The sequence below is a fragment of the Bacillus cereus group sp. BfR-BA-01380 genome (genome assembly GCF_022663535.1).
Classification (GTDB): Bacteria; Bacillota; Bacilli; order Bacillales; family Bacillaceae_G; genus Bacillus_A; species Bacillus_A cereus_BB.
The window spans coordinates 10,713-29,817 of the sequence record NZ_JAKUFS010000012.1; the positions used below are offsets into that span (position 1 = coordinate 10,713).

The following is a 19,105-nucleotide window of genomic DNA, read 5'->3' on the forward strand; positions in this document are numbered from 1 at the left end:
CGAATTACCTTCTTTTTCGGATAGATCTTAATTGATCGAAGTTCACTTATAGAAAGGCGGGTTTACATGTCACTTCGATTTATAATAGGACGAGCTGGAAGTGGGAAAAGTACGATGTGTTTGCAAGAAGTACAGCAAGAACTGCAGCATCGTCCAAGAGGTGAAACGATTTTATATCTTGTGCCAGAACAAATGACATTTCAAACGCAGCAAGCATTAATTAATGGGGATGTAAGCGGCTCTATTCGTGCACAAGTGTTTAGTTTTTCGCGTTTAGCGTGGAAAGTGCTTCAAGAAGTAGGCGGAGCAAGCCGCCTTCATATTGATGAATCCGGTGTGCATATGTTGCTCCGTAAAATTGTAGAGGCGCGTAAAGAAGAATTATACGTTTTTCAGAAAGCAGCAGAGCAAAACGGATTTTTTGAACAACTTGGCAGTATGATTACGGAATTTAAACGCTACAATTTAACGCCGTCAAATGTGTATGCGATGTGGCAAGAATTAGAGGCTCATAGCAATGGAAATGAACAGAAACTGTTAGCGAATAAAATGTATGATTTACAGCTTCTATATGATGATTTTGAACGAGCGTTAATTGGAAAATATTTAGATTCTGAAGATTATATGAAGCTTTTATTTGAAAAGCTTCCCTATTCAGAGTATGTGAAGGATAGCATTATTTATATTGATGGATTTCATACATTTTCACCGCAAGAGTTAGAGATTGTAAGGCAACTATTACGATGCGGAGCAAAAATGACAATTGCATTAACGCTTGATGAACAGACGTTATCACAGCCAGTGAGTGAACTGGATTTATTTTATCAAACGCTGATCACGTATGAAAAAGTCAAACAGGTAGCAAGTGAAGAGAAGATTGTTATTGAGAATACGATTGTCATGCGAGAAGGGCCACGTTTTACGTCACCAACACTTGCGCATTTAGAGGCACATTATGATTCTCGTCCATATGCAGAGTTTCAAGGTGAGTCACACATTGCACTATATGCTGCGGCTAATTTACGGGCAGAAGTAGAAGGTGTTGCGCGTGAAATTCGCAGATTAGTAGCGGAAGAAGGGTATCGTTATCGTGATATTGCGGTGCTTCTTCGCAATGGTGAAAGCTATTACGATATGATGAGGACGTTGTTTGTTGATTATAATATCCCATTCTTCATTGATGAAAAACGCCCAATGCTTCATCATCCATTAATTGAGTTCATTCGCTCTGCGTTAGAAGTCATTAGTGGGAATTGGCGTTATGATGCGGTATTTCGCTGCATAAAAACCGAACTGTTGTACCCGCTTGATGGAAATAAAGCGAGAATACGTGATGAAATGGACGAATTTGAAAATTACTGTTTAGCGTATGGCGTCCAAGGGAAACGATGGACTTCGGAAGAGCCGTGGACATATCGTCGCTACCGTTCATTAGATGGTGTACATGGCGGTCAAACAGATAGCGAACGAGAAATGGAAGAAAAGATTAATCGTCTTCGCGAGATTGTTCGTACACCTATTATTCGTTTGCAAAAGCGATTAAAACGAGCAAGGGCGACCGTGAGTATGTGTGAAGCAGTTTACTTGTTTTTAGAAGAGCTAGACGTTCCGAAAAAATTAGAAGAGTTACGCCTGCAAGCAGAGGAAGAAGGAAATTTCTTATTTGCAAATGATCATGATCAAGTATGGGAACAAGTCATCACGCTACTAGATACGTGCGTGGAAATGCTTGGAGAAGAAAAAATGTCTCTGTCTATGTTTGTAAATGTGATGACGACAGGATTAGAGTCACTCCAGTTCGCGAATATTCCGCCGTCTTTAGATCAAGTGTTAATTGCAAATATTGACCGTTCTCGTCTTTCTAATATTCGGGCGGCATTTGTAATTGGAGCAAATGAAGGGATTATTCCAACGGCACCGTCAGATGATGGTGTATTATCTGATGAAGAACGAGAAGTACTTGTGTCAGCAGGAATCGAACTTGCACCAACAGCGCGGCAAAAGTTATTAGATGAACAATTTGTCATTTATCAAGCGGTTACTAGAGCATCGGAGAAGTTATATATTTCTTGTCCGCTAGCAGATGAAGAAGGGAAAACGTTGTTAGCATCTAGCTTCATAAAGAGGATTAAAAGAATGTTTCCTTCTGCCGGCGAAATATTTTTAACGAATGATGTAAACGATCTGTCATATAGTGAGCAAATTTCATATGTGGCAACGCCAGAAGTGACACTTTCGTATTTAACGCAGCAATTGCAAAACTGGAAACGCTACGGTTTTGAAGGGAATCTTTCTTTTTGGTGGGATGTATACAACTTTTATGTTACAACGCCAGAGTGGAAACAGAAGAGTAGCCGTGTGTTATCCAGTTTGTTTTATCGAAACAGGGCGCGTAAATTAAGTAATGCTGTAAGCAAAGAGTTATATGGTGACAAAATTAGAGGCAGCGTATCACGTATGGAACTCTTTAATCGCTGCTCGTATGCTCATTTTGCGCAGCATGGATTATCTTTGAAAGAACGTGATATTTTCAAATTAGATGCGCCAGATATCGGGGAATTGTTCCATGCAGCTTTGAAAAAGATTGCTGATAAATTATTGAAAGAAAAGCGGACTTGGGCTGATTTAACAGTGAAAGAGTGTGAATATCTTTCTGTTACAGTGATTGAAGAGTTAGCACCGCTTCTGCAGCGTCAAATTTTATTAAGTTCGAATCGTCATCATTATTTAAAACATAAATTGCAGCAAATTATTTTCCGCACTTCACTTGTGTTAAGAGATCATGCAAAGTCGAGCGGATTTGTACCTGTTGATTTAGAAGTCGGATTTGGTATGAGTGGAACAAATTCATTGCCACCTATGAATTTTGAACTACCAAATGGTGTGAAAATGGAAGTAGTTGGGCGGATTGACCGCGTTGATAAAGCAGAAGATGAAACGGGAACGTTTTTACGTATTATTGATTATAAATCAAGCGCGAAAAAACTAGATTTAACGGAAGTATATTACGGTTTAGCACTGCAGATGCTGACGTATTTAGATGTTGTGACGACAAACGCAAGCAAATGGATGAAGCAAGGTGGAACTGCAAATCCTGCGGGAGTACTTTATTTCCATATTCATAACCCAATCGTTGAAATGAAAGGTGACGTGTCAGAGGCTGAAATTGAACAAGAAATTTTAAAGAAATTTAAAATGAAGGGGCTTGTTCTTGGAGACGCTGATGTCGTTCGCTTAATGGATAACACATTAACGACAGGAAGCTCGAATATTATTTCGGCTGGGCTGAAAAAAGATGGCAGTTTTAGCGCACGTTCTGATATTGCGAGTGAGCAAGAGTTTCATGTATTGCAGCAATACGTACATCGTACATTTGAAAACATCGGGACGGATATTACAGAAGGTGTAATCGATATTGCACCGTATAAAATGGGAAATAAAACGGCATGTACGTTTTGTAATTTCCGCTCTGTTTGTCAATTTGATGAGTCGTTAGAAGATAACAAATACAGGGCACTGCAAGATATGAAAGATAGTGAAGCGTTAGAGAAAATGAGAGAGGAGACCCAGTCATGACGATACAAACTTGGCCAGCGAAACCAGAAGGAAGTCAGTGGACCGATGATCAGTGGAAAGCAATCGTTGCGGATGGCCGTGATATTTTAGTAGCAGCTGCAGCTGGGTCAGGAAAAACAGCGGTACTTGTTGAACGCATTATTCGTAAAATGATTCGAGAGGATAATCCAGTTGATGTCGATCAATTGCTTGTTGTGACGTTTACAAATGCAGCGGCGCAAGAGATGAAAAATCGAATCGGAGAAGCGTTAGAAAAAGTATTAATCGATGATCCGGCTTCGCCGCACATTCGAAAACAGCTCAGTCTTCTGAACCGCGCATCGATTTCGACAATCCATTCTTTCTGTTTACAAGTGATTCGAACGTATTATTATATGCTCGATGTGGATCCGCGTTTTCGCATTGCGAATGAGACGGAGAATGAATTATTAAAAGAAGAAGTACTCGACGATATATTAGAAGCAGAGTATGGCATGGAGAATAATGAATTGTTTTTTGAACTTGTTGATCGTTATACGAGCGACCGTAGTGATGATGATTTGCAGCGGATGATTTTGGCGCTCCATACTGAGTCAAGAGCGCATCCGGACCCAAACGGTTGGCTTGATCAATTAGTTGAAGCATATAACGTAGAAGGAAAAACAATTGAAGATTTAATGTATGCTTCGTATTTATTAGAGGATGTAAAGGTGCAGCTGCAAACAGCGAAGCAATATGTAGAAAAAGCAAGCGAACTTGCGATGTTACCAGATGGTCCAGCACCGCGCGTTGAAACGCTGCAAGCGGATCTTTTGTTACTTCAGAATTTGTCCGAAGCAGCTTGTCAATCTTGGACAAGCACATATGAAGCGATGCAAACTGCTTCTTGGCAAACGTTAAAGCGCGTTAAAAAGAGTGATTATAATGAAGAGATTGTGAAACAAGTCGATTCCCTGCGGAATAAAGCGAAGGATGGAGTAAAGAAACTGCACGAAGAATTATTTAGCCGCAGTCCAGAAAGTTTTTTACGCGATTTTCAAGATATGCACCCTGTATTGCAAAAGCTTGTTAATCTTGTAAAAGTATTTACAGAACAGTTCCAAGCGATTAAGCGCGATAAAGGAATGGTTGATTTTACAGATTTAGAGCATTTTTGCTTGCAAATTTTAAGCGGGCGTACGGATGAGGGAGAAATGCGCCCATCACCAGTTGCGTGGCAATATCGCAATAAATTTACAGAAGTGCTTGTTGATGAATATCAGGACACGAACTTTGTACAAGAATCAATTATTAAGCTTGTAACGAAAGATTCGGAGCAAGACGGTAATCTATTTATGGTGGGCGATGTAAAACAATCAATATATCGCTTCCGTTTAGCAGAACCAGGGCTATTTTTAGGGAAATATAAACGTTTTACATCTGAAGGTATAGATGGCGGTATGAAAATTGATTTAGCAAAAAATTTCCGCAGTCGTCATGAAGTGCTAGCAGGGACAAACTTTATTTTTAAACAAATTATGGGTGAAGCTGTCGGAGAAATTGATTATGATGAAGACGCTGAATTGAAGCTTGGAGCGAGTTATCCAGAAGGAGCGGACCCATCAGCAGAATTGTTATTTATTCATCAATCTGATAGCACAGCATTGGACGAAGAGGAAGGTATGGAATTAGAAAAGGCGCAATTAGAAGCACGCCTCATTGCGCAAAGAATAAAATCAATGGTCGATTCTGGTTATGAAGTATATGACAGAAAAACAAACGGCATGCGCCCCGTTACGTATCGTGATTTTGTTATTTTATTGCGTTCTATGCCATGGGCGCCGCAAATTATGGAAGAGTTAAAACAACAAGGTATTCCTGTTTATGCAGAGCTTGCGACTGGTTACTTTGAAGCGACAGAAGTAAATGTAATGATGAACCTATTTCGCGTAATTGATAATCCAGCGCAAGATATTCCGTTAGCAGCTGTGCTCCGTTCGCCAATTGTTGGATTAATAGACGAAGAGCTTGCGACGCTGCGTGCTCACGGAAAAAAGGGATCCTTTTATGAAGTAATGCGCTCTTTCTTGCAAGGCGCACCGCTTCAGGGAGAGAAAGAATTGCATGAGAAAATATCATGGTTTTACGAGCATTTACAAGAGTGGCGTGAATTTGCGCGTCAGCAGTCGCTTTCGGATTTAATTTGGAAAGTGTATCGTGAAACGGGTTATTATGATTTTGTAGGTGGTCTTCCTACTGGTAAGCAGCGTCAGGCAAACCTTCGTGTATTATATGATCGTGCTCGTCAATATGAATCGACTTCATTTCGTGGTTTATTCCGCTTCTTGCGTTTTATTGAGCGGATATTAGAACGCGGTGAAGATATGGGAACAGCACGTGCGCTTGGCGAACAAGAAGATGTTGTGCGTATTATGACAATTCATAAAAGTAAGGGACTGGAGTTTCCGGTTGTATTTGTAGCAGGGCTTGGCAGACGTTTTAACACACAAGATTTAATGAAGCGTTTCTTGTTGCATAAAGATTTCGGATTTGGCTCACAGTTTATTGATCCGAAAAAACGCATTAAATATACGACATTATCGCAGCTCGCGATTAAGCGCAAAATGAAAATGGAGCTGATTGCCGAAGAAATGCGCGTCTTATATGTAGCTTTAACACGTGCGAAGGAAAAGCTCATTTTAATTGGAACCGTAAAAGATAAAGAAAAAGAAATACAGAAATGGCAAGGTGCAAGTGAGCATTCCGATTGGTTATTGCCGGACTATGTACGTGCCGGGGCAACTTGTTATTTAGATTGGATTGTACCATCATTATGCAGACATAAAGATAGTGACATGCTTTTTGAGATGGGACAAGGAAATATTCCAGCAGACATATATGAATATGATGCAAACTGGAAAGTAGAAGCAGTTGACGGAGCAGAGTTGCAAGCACCAGAGCCAATGAAAGAAGAAAAGCAAGAGTTGCTAGAGGCGCTCAGGGAGCAAAAATCAATTTCTCTATGCAGTGAGCAAAAAGATGAAGTGTATAAAAGGTTAACATGGCAGTATGGATTCGGCGATGCGGCAATGCACCGCGCAAAGCAATCTGTTACGGAAATTAAACGAAACTACCAAGCGCAAGAAGGTAGTGATACGGCGTTTATAAAACGAGTTCGTACACCAATTGAAACGCGTCCGCGTTTTATGGAGAAAAAAGGACTTACGTATGCAGAACGCGGAACGGCTGTTCATACTGTTATGCAGCATGTAAACGTAGCGAGAGCAATAACAGTTGAAGTGATTCGAGAACAAATTGCTGAAATGGTAAATAAAGAGCTCTTAACATTTGAACAAGCAGAAGAAATAGCACCGGAAAAGATTGTTGCATTTTTTGAAACCGAACTCGGAAAACGAATGTTAGCTGCAAAGCATGTAGAGCGCGAAGTGCCGTTTACGATGATGTTATCAGCAGACGAAGCATATCAGGATTGGACAGATGAACAAGACGAATCCATCCTTGTTCAAGGAGTTATTGATTGTATAATCGAAGAAGAGGATGGCATCGTTTTAATTGATTTTAAAACAGATACAATTGAGGGCCGTTTCCCAGGTGGTTTTGAACAAGCGCGACCAATATTAGAAGAACGATACAAAATACAGCTTACACTTTATCGCAGGGCGCTAGAGAAAAGTTTACATCAATCCGTAAAAGCAACATATTTATACTTTTTTGATGGTAGTCACGTATTGCAAATAGATTGATAAAGAACGAAAAAACGGAGGGATTCCCTCCGTTTTTTTTATCATCCTCCGCTGATAGAAGCTTCACTTTATGCTGTTCCGATTTGATCTTGATCGGCTACATCAGAATCAAATGTATTTGTACCACTTACACCGTTAAATGTATTAAGAACAAAGGCAACATTTGATGAACCAGATCCGTTATAAGCTTTCGTATTTTCTTTCGGAGATACATTATAGAAATCCCCTAAGTTAAAAGAACCGTTACTATTTTGAACGACTAAGTTTCCGACAACAGACGGCATATTTTCACCTACTTCAAATTCCTTTTATGCTACTATATGATTTATTTGCAAGAAGGTTCTTCTGTAACAAATTGGCGAATTTGTAACAGGCGTGAGTTTGAAAATACATAATCAACAGAGCCAATTTGAAGACAAGAAGAGTTGAGCATACTTTGAATCGTAATGCAATCTACTTCGATAAAGGGATTTTGATTCACGACAGTCATGTTTACTTCGTTTATGCGAGTTGGAATTGTAATTTCGTTGTCGACAAATATTTTATATGCTTCAAAGTCTCCTTCTTGAGAAAAAAAGTAAGGAATTTCGCGATGAACGATAATGGCTCTGTACTTTAATTCCATATGGTTCGTATCACCAACTTGAAAAACGGAACTGAGTCCTAGCGTGATGACAGTGGGCTGATGAACAACGGAAATATGTCGAAACAAAACGAGCCCTCCTTATCTAGGAGTGGTAGGTACAGCAGTTACGAGTGGTACAAATGGCCCTCCTGTAACCGATTCAAACGGTGTATCTAAAATAGAAGATGAAATAATAAGGTTTGCATCGCCGACTAAGAATAAAGCAGACGAAGATACCCCAAGTGATCTAATGTTTCCGACTTTGATTTCATGATTAATCACAGTAAAATTCATATGCAGTTACTCCTTTCGGAAGTTACGCGGTATATGCTGAATAAAGGAAAGAAATGCTTTATCAATATCTTGTTTCATTGCTTGAATAATGACATCTTTCATATACTGCGGATTAGATGTAATTTCGGGATGCGGCTGTACTTGAGATAAATAGTACGGGAGACGATGTTCCATTTGTTGCTTTATATCATCAATCATCATTTGACGGTACATATCGTCAAGAGGTGTTCGTTCTTGCTGTTCAAAGTGAAGAATACGACTATATGCTTCTTCTTCTAGATAACGATGCATTTCTTGAATGATGTCTTGATAAAAATCGGGATTTACTTGAGTTTCAGGGTTTACTTTTAATGTTTCAGTATCCACATTAAAGTCCTCAATCATTCCGCCTTTGCTCGTAAAGGGATTTAAACCAATATTTAATGTACCACTTAAAGTTTCGACTTTTAGTTGATCAAATTTATATTCGACTTTCCCAATTGAAGAGGATGGGCGCTGTTTCAGTTCTTCTACTTGCTCTGTTAGCTGCGCTAGTTTTGTTTCTAAAGCATTTATTTTTTCTTGTTGTTGCTGGATGAATTGTTGTAGCTGCTGTAAATAAGTATATAAATCTTGATTCACTGCTAGAAGCCTCCTTTTCGATCTGGAGGATATATTGGTATATGTCTATGATAGTAATCCATTAAGAAGAACTAGGAGGAGGTGGGGAAATAGAAATAATTTGTCCTTGATCTGTTAGCGGCGGAGTTGGTTGTGTAAATCCACCTGTATTAGAGAACTTTGACAATGTTTTAATACTGCCTGCACTTCCAATTTGAAAGACGGCTGAAGTTGTAAGATTCTCTATTCTTATTTTGTTAATGATAATACTTTGGTGTACAAATAGTTTCAATTTTTATTTCCCCCCTTTTAATAAGTAGCAGTTATTGGCTGATCGATTATGTCATTATCATTTACATTTGTTATGTTTTCGTAATTATATATGGATATATTTTCTCCAACATTAAAAGAACCCGCTCCTGCAAATGCACGGGAATAACTAATAGGACGAATAGCAAATACATCACCAATGTGAAATACACCGCTGGATCCGACATTAACAATATTAACGTGTCCAACCATTGCAGGCATAGAAAACACCTTTCATGTGAAAAATTTTTGTGTTTGTTCCTTTTTTAATCCGAATGTCTATGATGGGAGTTTTACTCTATTATTGTATGGGCGTTTGTGCAAATATGTGTCTGTTATTTTAAAAATAAAAGACGTACACTCAGTGGGAGCGTACGTTTGTATGTTGAGTTGGCACATTATCTATTTGTATGAGTAATATAACATTTAAGAGCTTGTCCAGCTCTTGACTACAACTAACAGTTTTTTGAGATGTTATTCCATACCGTTTGGCCAAGTATTTCATTTTTTCGCGTTTTTTTTCAATTGCTTGCTCAAACATAGAATCGGCTCCGTCTCCTTATAGATTTTAAGAGTGTCTGTAGTACATATTATACAAACTTTCCATAAAAAAGAAACATATTCGCTAAAAGAAGAAGGGATTCTACATATTTTGGCAAAAAAATGTTTTGATTATGCGAGTAATAGGTAGAATATTGTAAATTAAAAATATTTTCAGGAGGATTTTTGTTAGTAGGTGCGAATACAATTACAGTATGAATTTGAAGATGGGATGTGGAAATGTGCGGTTTGTGACGGCAAAAACAGATGAAAAAGTGTTTGTTGGTGTTGTAGATGATACATCACAAACAGTGTTGCATGTAAGAGAAGCACAGAGGAAAAAAGGCGAAAAAGTTACGATTCCCATTACAATGTTAGAGTGTATTGAACAGGGAGAACCTTTTATTACGAAAGTAATTGAGATTGTCGAATGGGCGAAAGAACATGGCGAGGATGCTTATTATCCATTATCGGAAGTTAAGTTATTGGCTCCCATTCCAAGGCCAAGAAAAAATATTCTTTGTGTTGGGAAAAATTATCGTGAGCATGCAATTGAAATGGATGGAGCAGAAGCGGTTCCGGAAAATATTATTATTTTTACAAAGTCTCCAACAACTGTAATTGGTGATGGGGATAAAATTTATAGTCATCCGCATGCGACAAGTGAACTTGATTATGAAGGAGAGCTTGCAATTGTAATCGGAAAGCGTGGAAAGGGAATTCCGAAAGAAGAAGCCTTGCATCACGTGTTTGGTTATACGATTGTAAATGATGTTACAGCCAGGGATATTCAAAAGAAGCATAAGCAATTTTTTCTTGGGAAAAGTTTTGATACATTTTGTCCAATGGGGCCATCTATCGTACACCACTCAATGATTCATAATCCGAATGCGCTTCATATTGAAACGAGGGTGAACGGGGAAGTACGTCAATCTTCTACAACGGCAAATATGATGTTTTCGATTGAAGAAATTATATCAATTGTAAGTAAAGGAATGACGTTAGAGCCAGGCGATATTATTGCGACTGGAACACCAGCTGGAGTTGGAAAAGGATTTCAACCACCTCGATTTTTACATGCTGGTGATGAGATTGTTATAACTGTAGAAAATGTTGGAACGCTCCGTAATGGTGTCAAATAATACGCTGCGCTCTCCTTATTTCTGGCTCATCCCGATTATTTTTGCTTTGCAGGGTGCAGAAGAGTATTACTTTTTTCCAGAAATAAAATATGTACAGCCCATTCAGATGGAAAAGAATATGCTGCAATTCAAGCATTTTTTCATAGCATTACTTATATTAACTGTTTTTGTGTGCGCGATTGTGATGATACACAATTTGTTTTTGAAGAAGATAACGTTATATATGGTACTGTTTACACAGGCCATGATTTTTATGAACGGGATTGTTCATCTTGTCGGGGCAATTTTGAAGAGAGGATACGTGCCTGGGCTTTGTACAGCTTTCTTTTTAGTCATTCCTTTTTCGGTGTTTTTGTTTTGGAGAGGAAGTGTATGCGGTTGGTGGAAATGGAAGCATGTGTGGACATCATGTATTATCGGTATATTACTCATGTTTCCTATTTTAGCTGGTCTGTTGTATATAGTGAGAATCATTGCATAGCAAAAAGAAGGTTGCCTTTTAACGGGCAACCTTCTTCGATATTAAGATAATACTTCTTTAAGTTTTTCGAATGCCCATTGTAAATCTTCTTCAGAAATAACAAGAGGCGGAGCAATGCGGATTACATTGTCATGTGTTTCTTTACATAGTAAACCAACTGCTTTTAATTGTTCACAGTAAGGGCGTGCAGATTCATTTAATTCGATACCGATAAACAATCCTCTTCCACGCACGTCTGTAATCATTGGATTGTCAATTTCACGTAATTGATTTACCAACTTTTCTCCTAATTGTAAAGAGCGTTCTGTTAATTTTTCTTCTAATAATACATCTAGAGAAGCAAGAGAAACTGCACAAGCTAGTGGATTACCGCCGAATGTAGAACCGTGAGAGCCAGGCTCAAATACTTCTAAAATGTCACGATTTGCAGCAACGCAAGAAATTGGGAATACACCGCCGCCTAACGCTTTTCCAAGGATGTACATATCAGGAATGACATTGTCCCAATCGCATGCGAATAATTTTCCTGTACGGCCTAAGCCTGTTTGAATTTCATCTGCGATAAATAATACATTTTCTTCTTTACATACATTGTATACTTCTGTTAAGAAACCTGCTGGTGGAATGTTAATACCAGCTTCACCTTGGATTGGCTCTAAAATAAATGCAGCTGTATTTGGTGTAATCGCTGCTTTTAACGCTTCGATGTCGCCGTAAGGAATGACAACAATACCTGGAAGCATTGGTCCAAATCCGCGTTTATATTCCTCATTAGATGACATGGATACTGCACCCATTGTTCGGCCATGGAAGTTGTCCACACATACAATAATCTCTGCTTTGTTATCTTCTACTTTTTTCACATCATATGCCCAGCGTCTAGCCGCTTTGATAGCGGTTTCAACTGCTTCCGCACCTGTATTCATTGGTAATATCATTTCTTTATTAGTTAATTTTGCAACTTTTTCATACCAAGGGCCTAATTGATCGCTATGGAATGCACGTGATGTTAATGTTACACGCCCTGCTTGGTCGATAAGCGCTTGAATAATTTTTGGATGGCGATGACCTTGGTTTACTGCAGAATATGCACTGAGCATGTCCATATAACGGTTGCCTTCTGGATCTTCTACCCAAACACCTTCAGCTTTCGCAATTACAATTGGAAGTGGATGATAGTTATTTGCTCCGTATGTTTCTGTTAATTCAATAATGTCTTTTGTTTGAATCATGCTAGTTCCCCCTTTGTTTTTACAAGAAGTTTGTAAATACTCTAAATATTATATCATTTAAGTGTGGAAAAAGCGAAATATTTCCTGAAAAGAAATGGACGTGGTATCATGTAAAGTGAAAAAGTTTGGGAAAAGAGGAGGAAGGGATTACATGACAACACATATGCATATTACTGCGTGGGCATTAGGTTTAATTTTATTCTTCGTTGCGTATTCCATGTACACAGCGGGGAAAAAAGCAACAGGTGTACATATGGTACTTCGTTTGATGTACATCATTATTATTGTAACGGGCGTTTTATTGTACATGGGTATTACAAAAACGGCTACAGCACAAGCACACATGTTGTATGGTATCAAAATGCTTGGTGGTGTATGGGTAATTGCTGCGATGGAAATGATTCTTGTGAAAATAAGTAAACGGAAAACAACAGGGGCGTTTTGGGCTCAATTTGTTATTGCGTTTTTAGTTGTGTTATATCTTGGTTTACGATTACCACTAGGATTTGCGCCATTTGCGTAATATAAAGTGAAACTTTAATCAGTGGGGTTTTCTTCATCCCCCACTGATTATCATCCCTCACCAATCGGGCTTTTACGGGCAGTTTATCTCCCGCCTAACTTCTTAAGAAAAGCGGAAACGGCCGGAGATTCTAGCCGCTAGAGCTGGACAATGCTTTTGCTGAATTTTGAGGCGGGAGTATTACTGCCCACGAATAGCGGGATAAAAAATGAGGATGCTTTCAAAAGTGGATATTCTATCCCTTTTGTAACATCCTCATTTTTATTATCATGTCAATTGTGAAAATGCAATTCATCCCCATCTACTTTTGTAATTTTAAATAGATCCTTATTGTTTGTAGAATAGCGGACATAATGGTGATGGAGGGCGCAAATCATTTCTTCATTATCAAATAAGAGAATATTAACGCCTTCGCATAAATAGTCTTTTGGCTGGAATGATAAAAAATTGTGAGCATAGATGCAGTCGTATAAAGAGTAGCCTAGTGATTGTAATGTTTCCGTGACAAGTGAAAATGATGAATCTGAAAGCTCTTCTATCCACTCATAATAGCTTGTAAGCAACTTTTTTCGAATGCGAATTGTTTCACCGTTTTGCAGCGGATGATGTTCATTTGCTACTTGCAAAATATTATGTTCATAAAAACGAGCAGGTAACCAATTATTGTTATATAAAATCTCAAATCCATCTTCAATCATCTCTTCTAGCAAAAAAGCTTCATCGCTTTCTTCGTCAAAAAATACCCATTCTTCGTTTATGTATTCAACATTTCCAATTGTATGAGCACGCGGTTGACTATACAAAATATGTTTACGCTGTTTCATTCGTGTTCGCTCCTTTATATAGAAGTTTCTGTTCTTGTTATAGACAGTTCAGTCTTTCTTTATAACAAAGAACAAAGGAACATAGAATCAAAATTGGGCATAGAATAAAAACAGACTGCGGATATGAGATGAGAAAGGGTGATTGCAATGTGTGGCATTACAGGGTGGGTTGATTATACAAAAGTGTTATTACAAGAAAAAGAAGCAGTAACGAAGATGGCAGAAACGCTCGCGAAAAGAGGTCCGGATGACACGAACGTTTGGCTTCGGAATCATGTTGCTTTTGGGCATAAACGGTTAATAGTTGTCGATCCAGGAGGCGGTAGACAACCGATGGTGCGGGAAAAAAAAGAAGAACGTTACGCCATTTGCTATAACGGCGAACTATATAATACAGAAGAGATTCGGAAAGAATTACTGCAAAGAGGTTATACGTTTAAGGGGCATTCTGATACAGAAGTGTTGCTCGCTTCTTATATGGAATGGAAAGAACAGTGTGTGAATCATTTAAATGGTATTTATGCATTTGCTGTATGGGATGAACAGGAAGAAAAAGTTTTTATTGCGCGTGATCGATTAGGAGTCAAGCCGCTATTTTATAAACATGATGCTGGGCAATTATTGTTTGGTTCAGAATTAAAAGCGATTTTAGCTCATCCTGATGTGAAGACGGAGATTACGACAGAGGGATTAGCAGAAGTATTTGGATTAGGTCCGTCTCGAACTCCAGGGCATGGCATATTTGCTGGAATCGATGAATTACGCCCAGGTCATGCACTGACATTTTCAAAAGATGGCTTAAAAGTTTGGCGCTATTGGAATGTTGTGAGTGAAGAACACACACATAATTTTGAAGAAACAGTCGAGCGAGTTCGGTTTCTACTGCAAGATGCGATTACAAGGCAGTTAGTATCGGATGTTCCGCTCTGTACATTTTTATCAGGCGGCGTCGATTCTAGCGCGATCACCGCATTTGCAGCGATGGCATATGAGCGAGAAGGGAAAGGGAAGCTTCATACGTATTCGATTGATTATGAAGATAACGAAAAGTATTTCAAATCAAATGCATTTCAGCCGAATTCAGATGCTCCGTTTATTACGTTAATGACAAATACATTTGATACGATCCATCATCGCTGTGTGATTTCTAACGAAAATTTAGCGGAACATTTAACGGAAGCCGTAATTGTTCGTGACTTACCAGGGATGGCGGATATTGATTCTTCATTACTATGGTTTTGCCGAGAAATTAAACAAGATTTTGTCGTAAGTTTATCAGGTGAATGCGCTGATGAAATTTTTGGTGGTTATCCGTGGTTTTACCGCGAGGATGATTTACAATCCAGTGCGTTTCCATGGATGCGATCAACAGAAGCGCGTGAACAATTGTTAAAAAAAGAATGGCGTAAAAAACTAAATTTACAAGAGTATGTTCAGTATCGCTATGAAGAATCAGTACGTGAAACCCCGGTGTTAGAAGGAGAAAGCATACTTGATGCAAAAAGAAGACAACTATTTTATTTAAATATGATTTGGTTTATGACAACACTTCTTGATCGAAAAGACCGGATGAGTATGGGAGCTAGCTTGGAAGTGCGTGTGCCGTTTGCTGATCATCGCCTTGTCGAATATGCGTGGAATATTCCTTGGGAAATGAAAATGTATAAAAATCGCGAAAAAGGTCTATTGCGCAAGGCGTTAGAAGGTGTCTTGCCAAATGATGTGTTGTATAGAAAGAAAAGTCCGTATCCGAAAACTCATAATCCGTATTATACGAAGGCTGTCACTTCATGGCTACAAGAGCTATTGACAGATAAACAGTCCATTCTCCATGAATTATTTGATCACGAGCAGTTGCACGGATTAATTGAAACAGGCGGCAGTGCATTTCAAACGCCATGGTTTGGGCAACTTATGACAGGGCCGCAACTGCTGGCGCATTTAGGGCAGATTCATGTTTGGTTTAAAGAGTACGGGATTGATATTAAAGAATGAAGTGGGACGTAAAGAAAAATAAGTATTTAATATTAAAATGAAAAAGCTCAGAGTTTTTTGCTCTGAGCTTTTTGGTTTCATTTTTGTTCAAACATAATCTACCTCGGTGAATTGTAACCCCCTTTGTGGTCTAACTTCCCATCAAACATATCTCCAAGTGATTCAATTTGCTCATATGCCCTTTCGCCGTGAAGGGAAAGATCGAGTCCTATTGTCTCTTCATGTTCATGTGCACGAACTGGGAGGAATAAACTGATCCCTTTAATGATTGCATATGTCACTACAGCTGTGAATGTATAGGTCGTTCCAATTGCAAGAAGTTGTTTCCAAAGAAGTGCAGCATTTCCGTAAAATAGTCCGTCTGCGCCTGTGCTGTTAACGGATGTTGTAGCGAAAAGTCCTGTTGCAATGCCGCCCCAAGTTCCGCCAATACCGTGACAACCGAACGCATCAAGCGCATCGTCGTAACCGAGCTTATGTTTTAAGAAATAGACTGCCAAAAAGCAAAGCGCACCGCCGATTGCACCGATAATAAGAGCAGATAGTGGTGTTACAAAACCACAAGCTGGTGTAATTGCGACGAGACCAGAAATAGCTCCGCAAGCGGCACCTAGTACAGTTGGTTTTGTTTGGAAGAACCATTCCGCTAACATCCATGTGAGCGCAGAAGCTGCAGCTGCAGTATTTGTATTAATAAAAGCGGCGAGGGCAACGTCATTTAACGTTAAAGTACTGCCGACGTTAAAACCGAACCAGCCAAACCATAATAACCCTGCTCCTAGAATTGTAAATGGTAAATGATGCGGTGACGAGTCGTGAACATCTTTTCGTTTTCCGAGGAAAATAGCTAATACGAGACCAGCTACGCCGGATGTAATATGAACGACATTTCCCCCAGCGAAGTCGAGTGCACCGAGTTCGCGAAGCCATCCACCGATCCCCCAAACCCAATGAGCAACAGGATCGTATACAATTGTCGTCCAAAGTAAGATGAAGATAAGAAAAGCGGAAAAACGCATTCGTTCTGCGAATGCACCGGAAATTAAGGCGGGAGTTAAAATTGCGAACATAAGTTGAAACATCATAAATAAGTTATGTGGAATTGTCGCGCTATAGGCTTCATTTGGTGTGAAAGTAACATGTTGTAGACCGAACCAATCAAAATTACCGATAAGCCCATTCCAATCAGGTCCGAATGCTAAAGAATAACCGATGAAAATCCATTGAATAGACACGATTGCCATTGCGCTATAACTGTGCATCGTTGTACTAAGTACATTTTTACTGCGAACCATTCCCCCGTAAAATAAAGCAAGCCCAGGTGTCATAATCATCACCATGACGGTGGCTAAAAAAAGAAATACTGTATCCTCCATATGCATTGTTTTCCCTCCTATAATGTAATATAAGTTAACGTTGAATGATATATTTAGTATCATATTCAACATTTAATAATAAATCAACAGATTTTTATGAAAAATTAATCATTTCATGTGAATAAATATAACATGACTGTTTTTACTTTATGCTTTTCAAGGAATATAAGAAAAATCACTTGTGAATAATGACTATTTAAGATATAGAATCTATTAGAGAACATTGTTGATAAATGAGTATAAGCGTGTAGGAGGGAATGATTTTGACTCCCACTGATGGAAGTTTCACTTTATCATATCTGGCGAGAAGATCCCTACCTCAAGCGTGTAAGAAGTGCAACGGTAGGTGGGGGTAGTTCAATAAATTTAGAGAATTGGCATGCGAGATAGAAGGATAATTGTTATACTTTTCATATAATTACAAAAAGTTGGGGGGAGCGATGTGAAGAGGGAGTTAGGGAAATATTTTTTATGTTTCATATGTTTATTGTTTGTGTTTCAATTACCCATTCCTGTGTCGGCAAGGGAAACGAGGCAGTGGCAAGATGAAATTGTGTATTCTATTATGATCGACCGTTTTAATAATGGTGATTCTAGAAATGATAATGGAATTGATACGAATCGATTAGAAGCATATCAAGGGGGAGATGTGCAAGGAATTATAAAACGGCTTGATTATATAAAAGAGATGGGCTTTACTGCTATATTGCTGTCTCCGCCCACTGCAAGTAGTAGTTATGATGGGTATCATCCAACTGATATAACAAAAATGAATGAACATTTTGGAACGATGAAGGACATGCAACAACTCGTCCAAGAAGCGCACAAGCGAGATATGAAAGTTATGTTTGAATTTGTAGTGGATAATGAAAATAAAACGAGTACGATTGAGTGTGCGAAACAATGGATTAAGGAGACGGAGATAGACGGTTATCATTTGATACATAACGAGAATATTCCGAAGGCATTTTTGAATGAAGTGATTGCAGCTGTGCAGAGTGTGAAACAAGATTTTTTTGTAATAGCGGATACGCAAATGGAAGGAGCAAAAGGAGTATTTAATCAGGCTTATCAGCAGCGCATGACAGACGTGTTTGCAAAGCCCAATCTTTCTGTAAAGCCGTTGTATGATGTGACGAAAAGCAGCGGTAATACTCTAGAGGGGACGTTTGTAGATAATAGCCAAACGGAGCGTTTTGTTAGAATTGCAAAAGAAAATAAATATTTTCCACCGGCTCGTTTGAAATTAGCGCTTGCCTATTTATATACATCACCCGGCATTCCGTTTATATACTATGGTACTGAAATCGCATTAGATGGAGGGAAGATACCTGAGAATCGCCGTTTAATGGATTTTAAAGCAGATGAGAAGTTTTTGCAGTATATAGGGAAATTAGGCGAACTTCGCAAAGCATTACCATCCCTTCGTTACGGAACACTTGAATTATTATATGATAAAGGTGGTATGAGCATAATAAAGCGCAAGTATAAAGATGAAACAACGCTTATCGCGATTAATAACAGGGCAGAAACACAAAAGGTGGAACTTGCTGCAAATGAATTTGGGAAAGACCATGAGCTGCGCGGATTGTTAGAAGATGATAGGGTGCGAGAAGAGGACGGAAAATATTACATTGTGCTGAAAAGAGAAACTGCGAATGTATATGCGCTTGCAGGAAAATCAGGGTGGAACTGGTCGTTTATTGCCGCTTTAGTAGGTGTGAATGTGTTATTTATCATCTTTCTTGTACTGATAAAGAAACGAAAAGGAACTGAATCATCTTGAAAAATAAAAGAAACTGACCAAAAAGTGAATTTTGGTCAGTTCTTTTTATCCCGCATTAACGGGCAGTAATACTCCCACCT

The 19,105-nt window shown here is 38.8% G+C and carries 17 protein-coding genes; 7 read left to right on the forward strand and 10 right to left on the reverse strand.

Annotated elements, in window-relative coordinates; all coding sequences use genetic code 11:
• The first annotated feature begins 66 nt into the window (after positions 1-66).
• Positions 67-3,576: a helicase-exonuclease AddAB subunit AddB gene (gene addB, locus MR076_RS12745; RefSeq protein WP_242221079.1), complete on the forward strand. Its 3,510-nt coding sequence runs from the start codon at positions 67-69 to the stop codon at positions 3,574-3,576.
• A complete protein-coding gene (gene addA, locus MR076_RS12750) occupies positions 3,573-7,298 on the forward strand; it encodes a helicase-exonuclease AddAB subunit AddA (RefSeq protein ID WP_242221080.1) in 3,726 nt (1,241 codons plus the stop codon). The genes addB and addA overlap by 4 nt, the downstream gene beginning before the upstream one ends.
• 68 nt (positions 7,299-7,366) lie before the next feature.
• On the opposite strand, the gene gerPF is transcribed toward addA, so the two are convergent.
• From gerPF to MR076_RS12785, 7 genes are all read right to left on the reverse strand, one after another.
• Complete coding sequence (gene gerPF, locus MR076_RS12755) at positions 7,367-7,582, reverse strand: spore germination protein GerPF (RefSeq protein WP_090915729.1); 216 nt, start codon at positions 7,580-7,582, stop codon at positions 7,367-7,369.
• A gap of 41 nt (positions 7,583-7,623) precedes the next feature.
• Entirely contained in the window at positions 7,624-8,010 is a 387-nt protein-coding gene (locus tag MR076_RS12760) for a spore germination protein GerPE (RefSeq protein WP_242221082.1), read from the reverse strand.
• A 12-nt stretch (positions 8,011-8,022) separates the two neighbouring features.
• Positions 8,023-8,217 (reverse strand): spore gernimation protein GerPD, encoded by a 195-nt coding sequence (locus tag MR076_RS12765; protein WP_242221084.1) that lies wholly within the window; start codon positions 8,215-8,217, stop codon positions 8,023-8,025.
• A 6-nt stretch (positions 8,218-8,223) separates the two neighbouring features.
• A complete protein-coding gene (gene gerPC / locus MR076_RS12770; RefSeq protein ID WP_242221086.1) occupies positions 8,224-8,838 on the reverse strand; it encodes a spore germination protein GerPC in 615 nt (204 codons plus the stop codon).
• A gap of 61 nt (positions 8,839-8,899) precedes the next feature.
• Complete coding sequence (locus MR076_RS12775) at positions 8,900-9,109, reverse strand: spore germination protein GerPB (protein ID WP_242221087.1); 210 nt, start codon at positions 9,107-9,109, stop codon at positions 8,900-8,902.
• Between the two features lie 17 nt (positions 9,110-9,126).
• Positions 9,127-9,348, reverse strand: coding sequence for a spore germination protein (locus MR076_RS12780; protein WP_242221089.1), 222 nt, complete (start codon positions 9,346-9,348; stop codon positions 9,127-9,129).
• A 139-nt stretch (positions 9,349-9,487) separates the two neighbouring features.
• Positions 9,488-9,667 carry an aspartyl-phosphate phosphatase Spo0E family protein gene (locus MR076_RS12785; protein WP_242221091.1) on the reverse strand — a complete coding sequence of 60 codons (180 nt, stop codon included), beginning with the start codon at positions 9,665-9,667 and terminating at the stop codon, positions 9,488-9,490.
• 226 nt (positions 9,668-9,893) lie between these two features.
• Between MR076_RS12785 and MR076_RS12790 the strand changes: the two genes are divergently transcribed.
• Both MR076_RS12790 and MR076_RS12795 read left to right on the forward strand, forming a co-directional pair.
• Positions 9,894-10,808 carry a fumarylacetoacetate hydrolase family protein gene (locus MR076_RS12790; protein WP_242221093.1) on the forward strand — a complete coding sequence of 305 codons (915 nt, stop codon included), beginning with the start codon at positions 9,894-9,896 and terminating at the stop codon, positions 10,806-10,808.
• Positions 10,795-11,289 carry an HXXEE domain-containing protein gene (locus MR076_RS12795; protein ID WP_242221095.1) on the forward strand — a complete coding sequence of 165 codons (495 nt, stop codon included), beginning with the start codon at positions 10,795-10,797 and terminating at the stop codon, positions 11,287-11,289. The genes MR076_RS12790 and MR076_RS12795 overlap by 14 nt, the downstream gene beginning before the upstream one ends.
• 41 nt (positions 11,290-11,330) lie before the next feature.
• Here MR076_RS12795 and MR076_RS12800 read toward each other — a convergent pair whose 3' ends face one another.
• Positions 11,331-12,521, reverse strand: a complete 1,191-nt coding sequence (locus tag MR076_RS12800; protein ID WP_242221097.1) for an ornithine--oxo-acid transaminase — start codon at positions 12,519-12,521, stop codon at positions 11,331-11,333.
• 151 nt (positions 12,522-12,672) lie between these two features.
• On the opposite strand from MR076_RS12800, the gene MR076_RS12805 reads away from it, so the two are divergent.
• Entirely contained in the window at positions 12,673-13,044 is a 372-nt protein-coding gene (locus MR076_RS12805) for a YisL family protein (protein ID WP_242221099.1), read from the forward strand.
• Positions 13,045-13,316: 272 nt separating this feature from the next.
• On the opposite strand, the gene MR076_RS12810 is transcribed toward MR076_RS12805, so the two are convergent.
• Positions 13,317-13,868, reverse strand: a complete 552-nt coding sequence (locus MR076_RS12810; protein WP_242221100.1) for a DUF2777 domain-containing protein — start codon at positions 13,866-13,868, stop codon at positions 13,317-13,319.
• Between the two features lie 147 nt (positions 13,869-14,015).
• Between MR076_RS12810 and asnB the strand changes: the two genes are divergently transcribed.
• Positions 14,016-15,863, forward strand: a complete 1,848-nt coding sequence (gene asnB, locus MR076_RS12815; protein WP_242221287.1) for an asparagine synthase (glutamine-hydrolyzing) — start codon at positions 14,016-14,018, stop codon at positions 15,861-15,863.
• A 98-nt stretch (positions 15,864-15,961) separates the two neighbouring features.
• On the opposite strand, the gene MR076_RS12820 is transcribed toward asnB, so the two are convergent.
• Positions 15,962-17,245: an ammonium transporter gene (locus MR076_RS12820; RefSeq protein ID WP_242221102.1), complete on the reverse strand. Its 1,284-nt coding sequence runs from the start codon at positions 17,243-17,245 to the stop codon at positions 15,962-15,964.
• A gap of 436 nt (positions 17,246-17,681) precedes the next feature.
• On the opposite strand from MR076_RS12820, the gene MR076_RS12825 reads away from it, so the two are divergent.
• Positions 17,682-19,025 (forward strand): alpha-amylase family glycosyl hydrolase, encoded by a 1,344-nt coding sequence (locus tag MR076_RS12825; RefSeq protein WP_242221104.1) that lies wholly within the window; start codon positions 17,682-17,684, stop codon positions 19,023-19,025.
• Positions 19,026-19,105 lie beyond the last annotated feature (80 nt).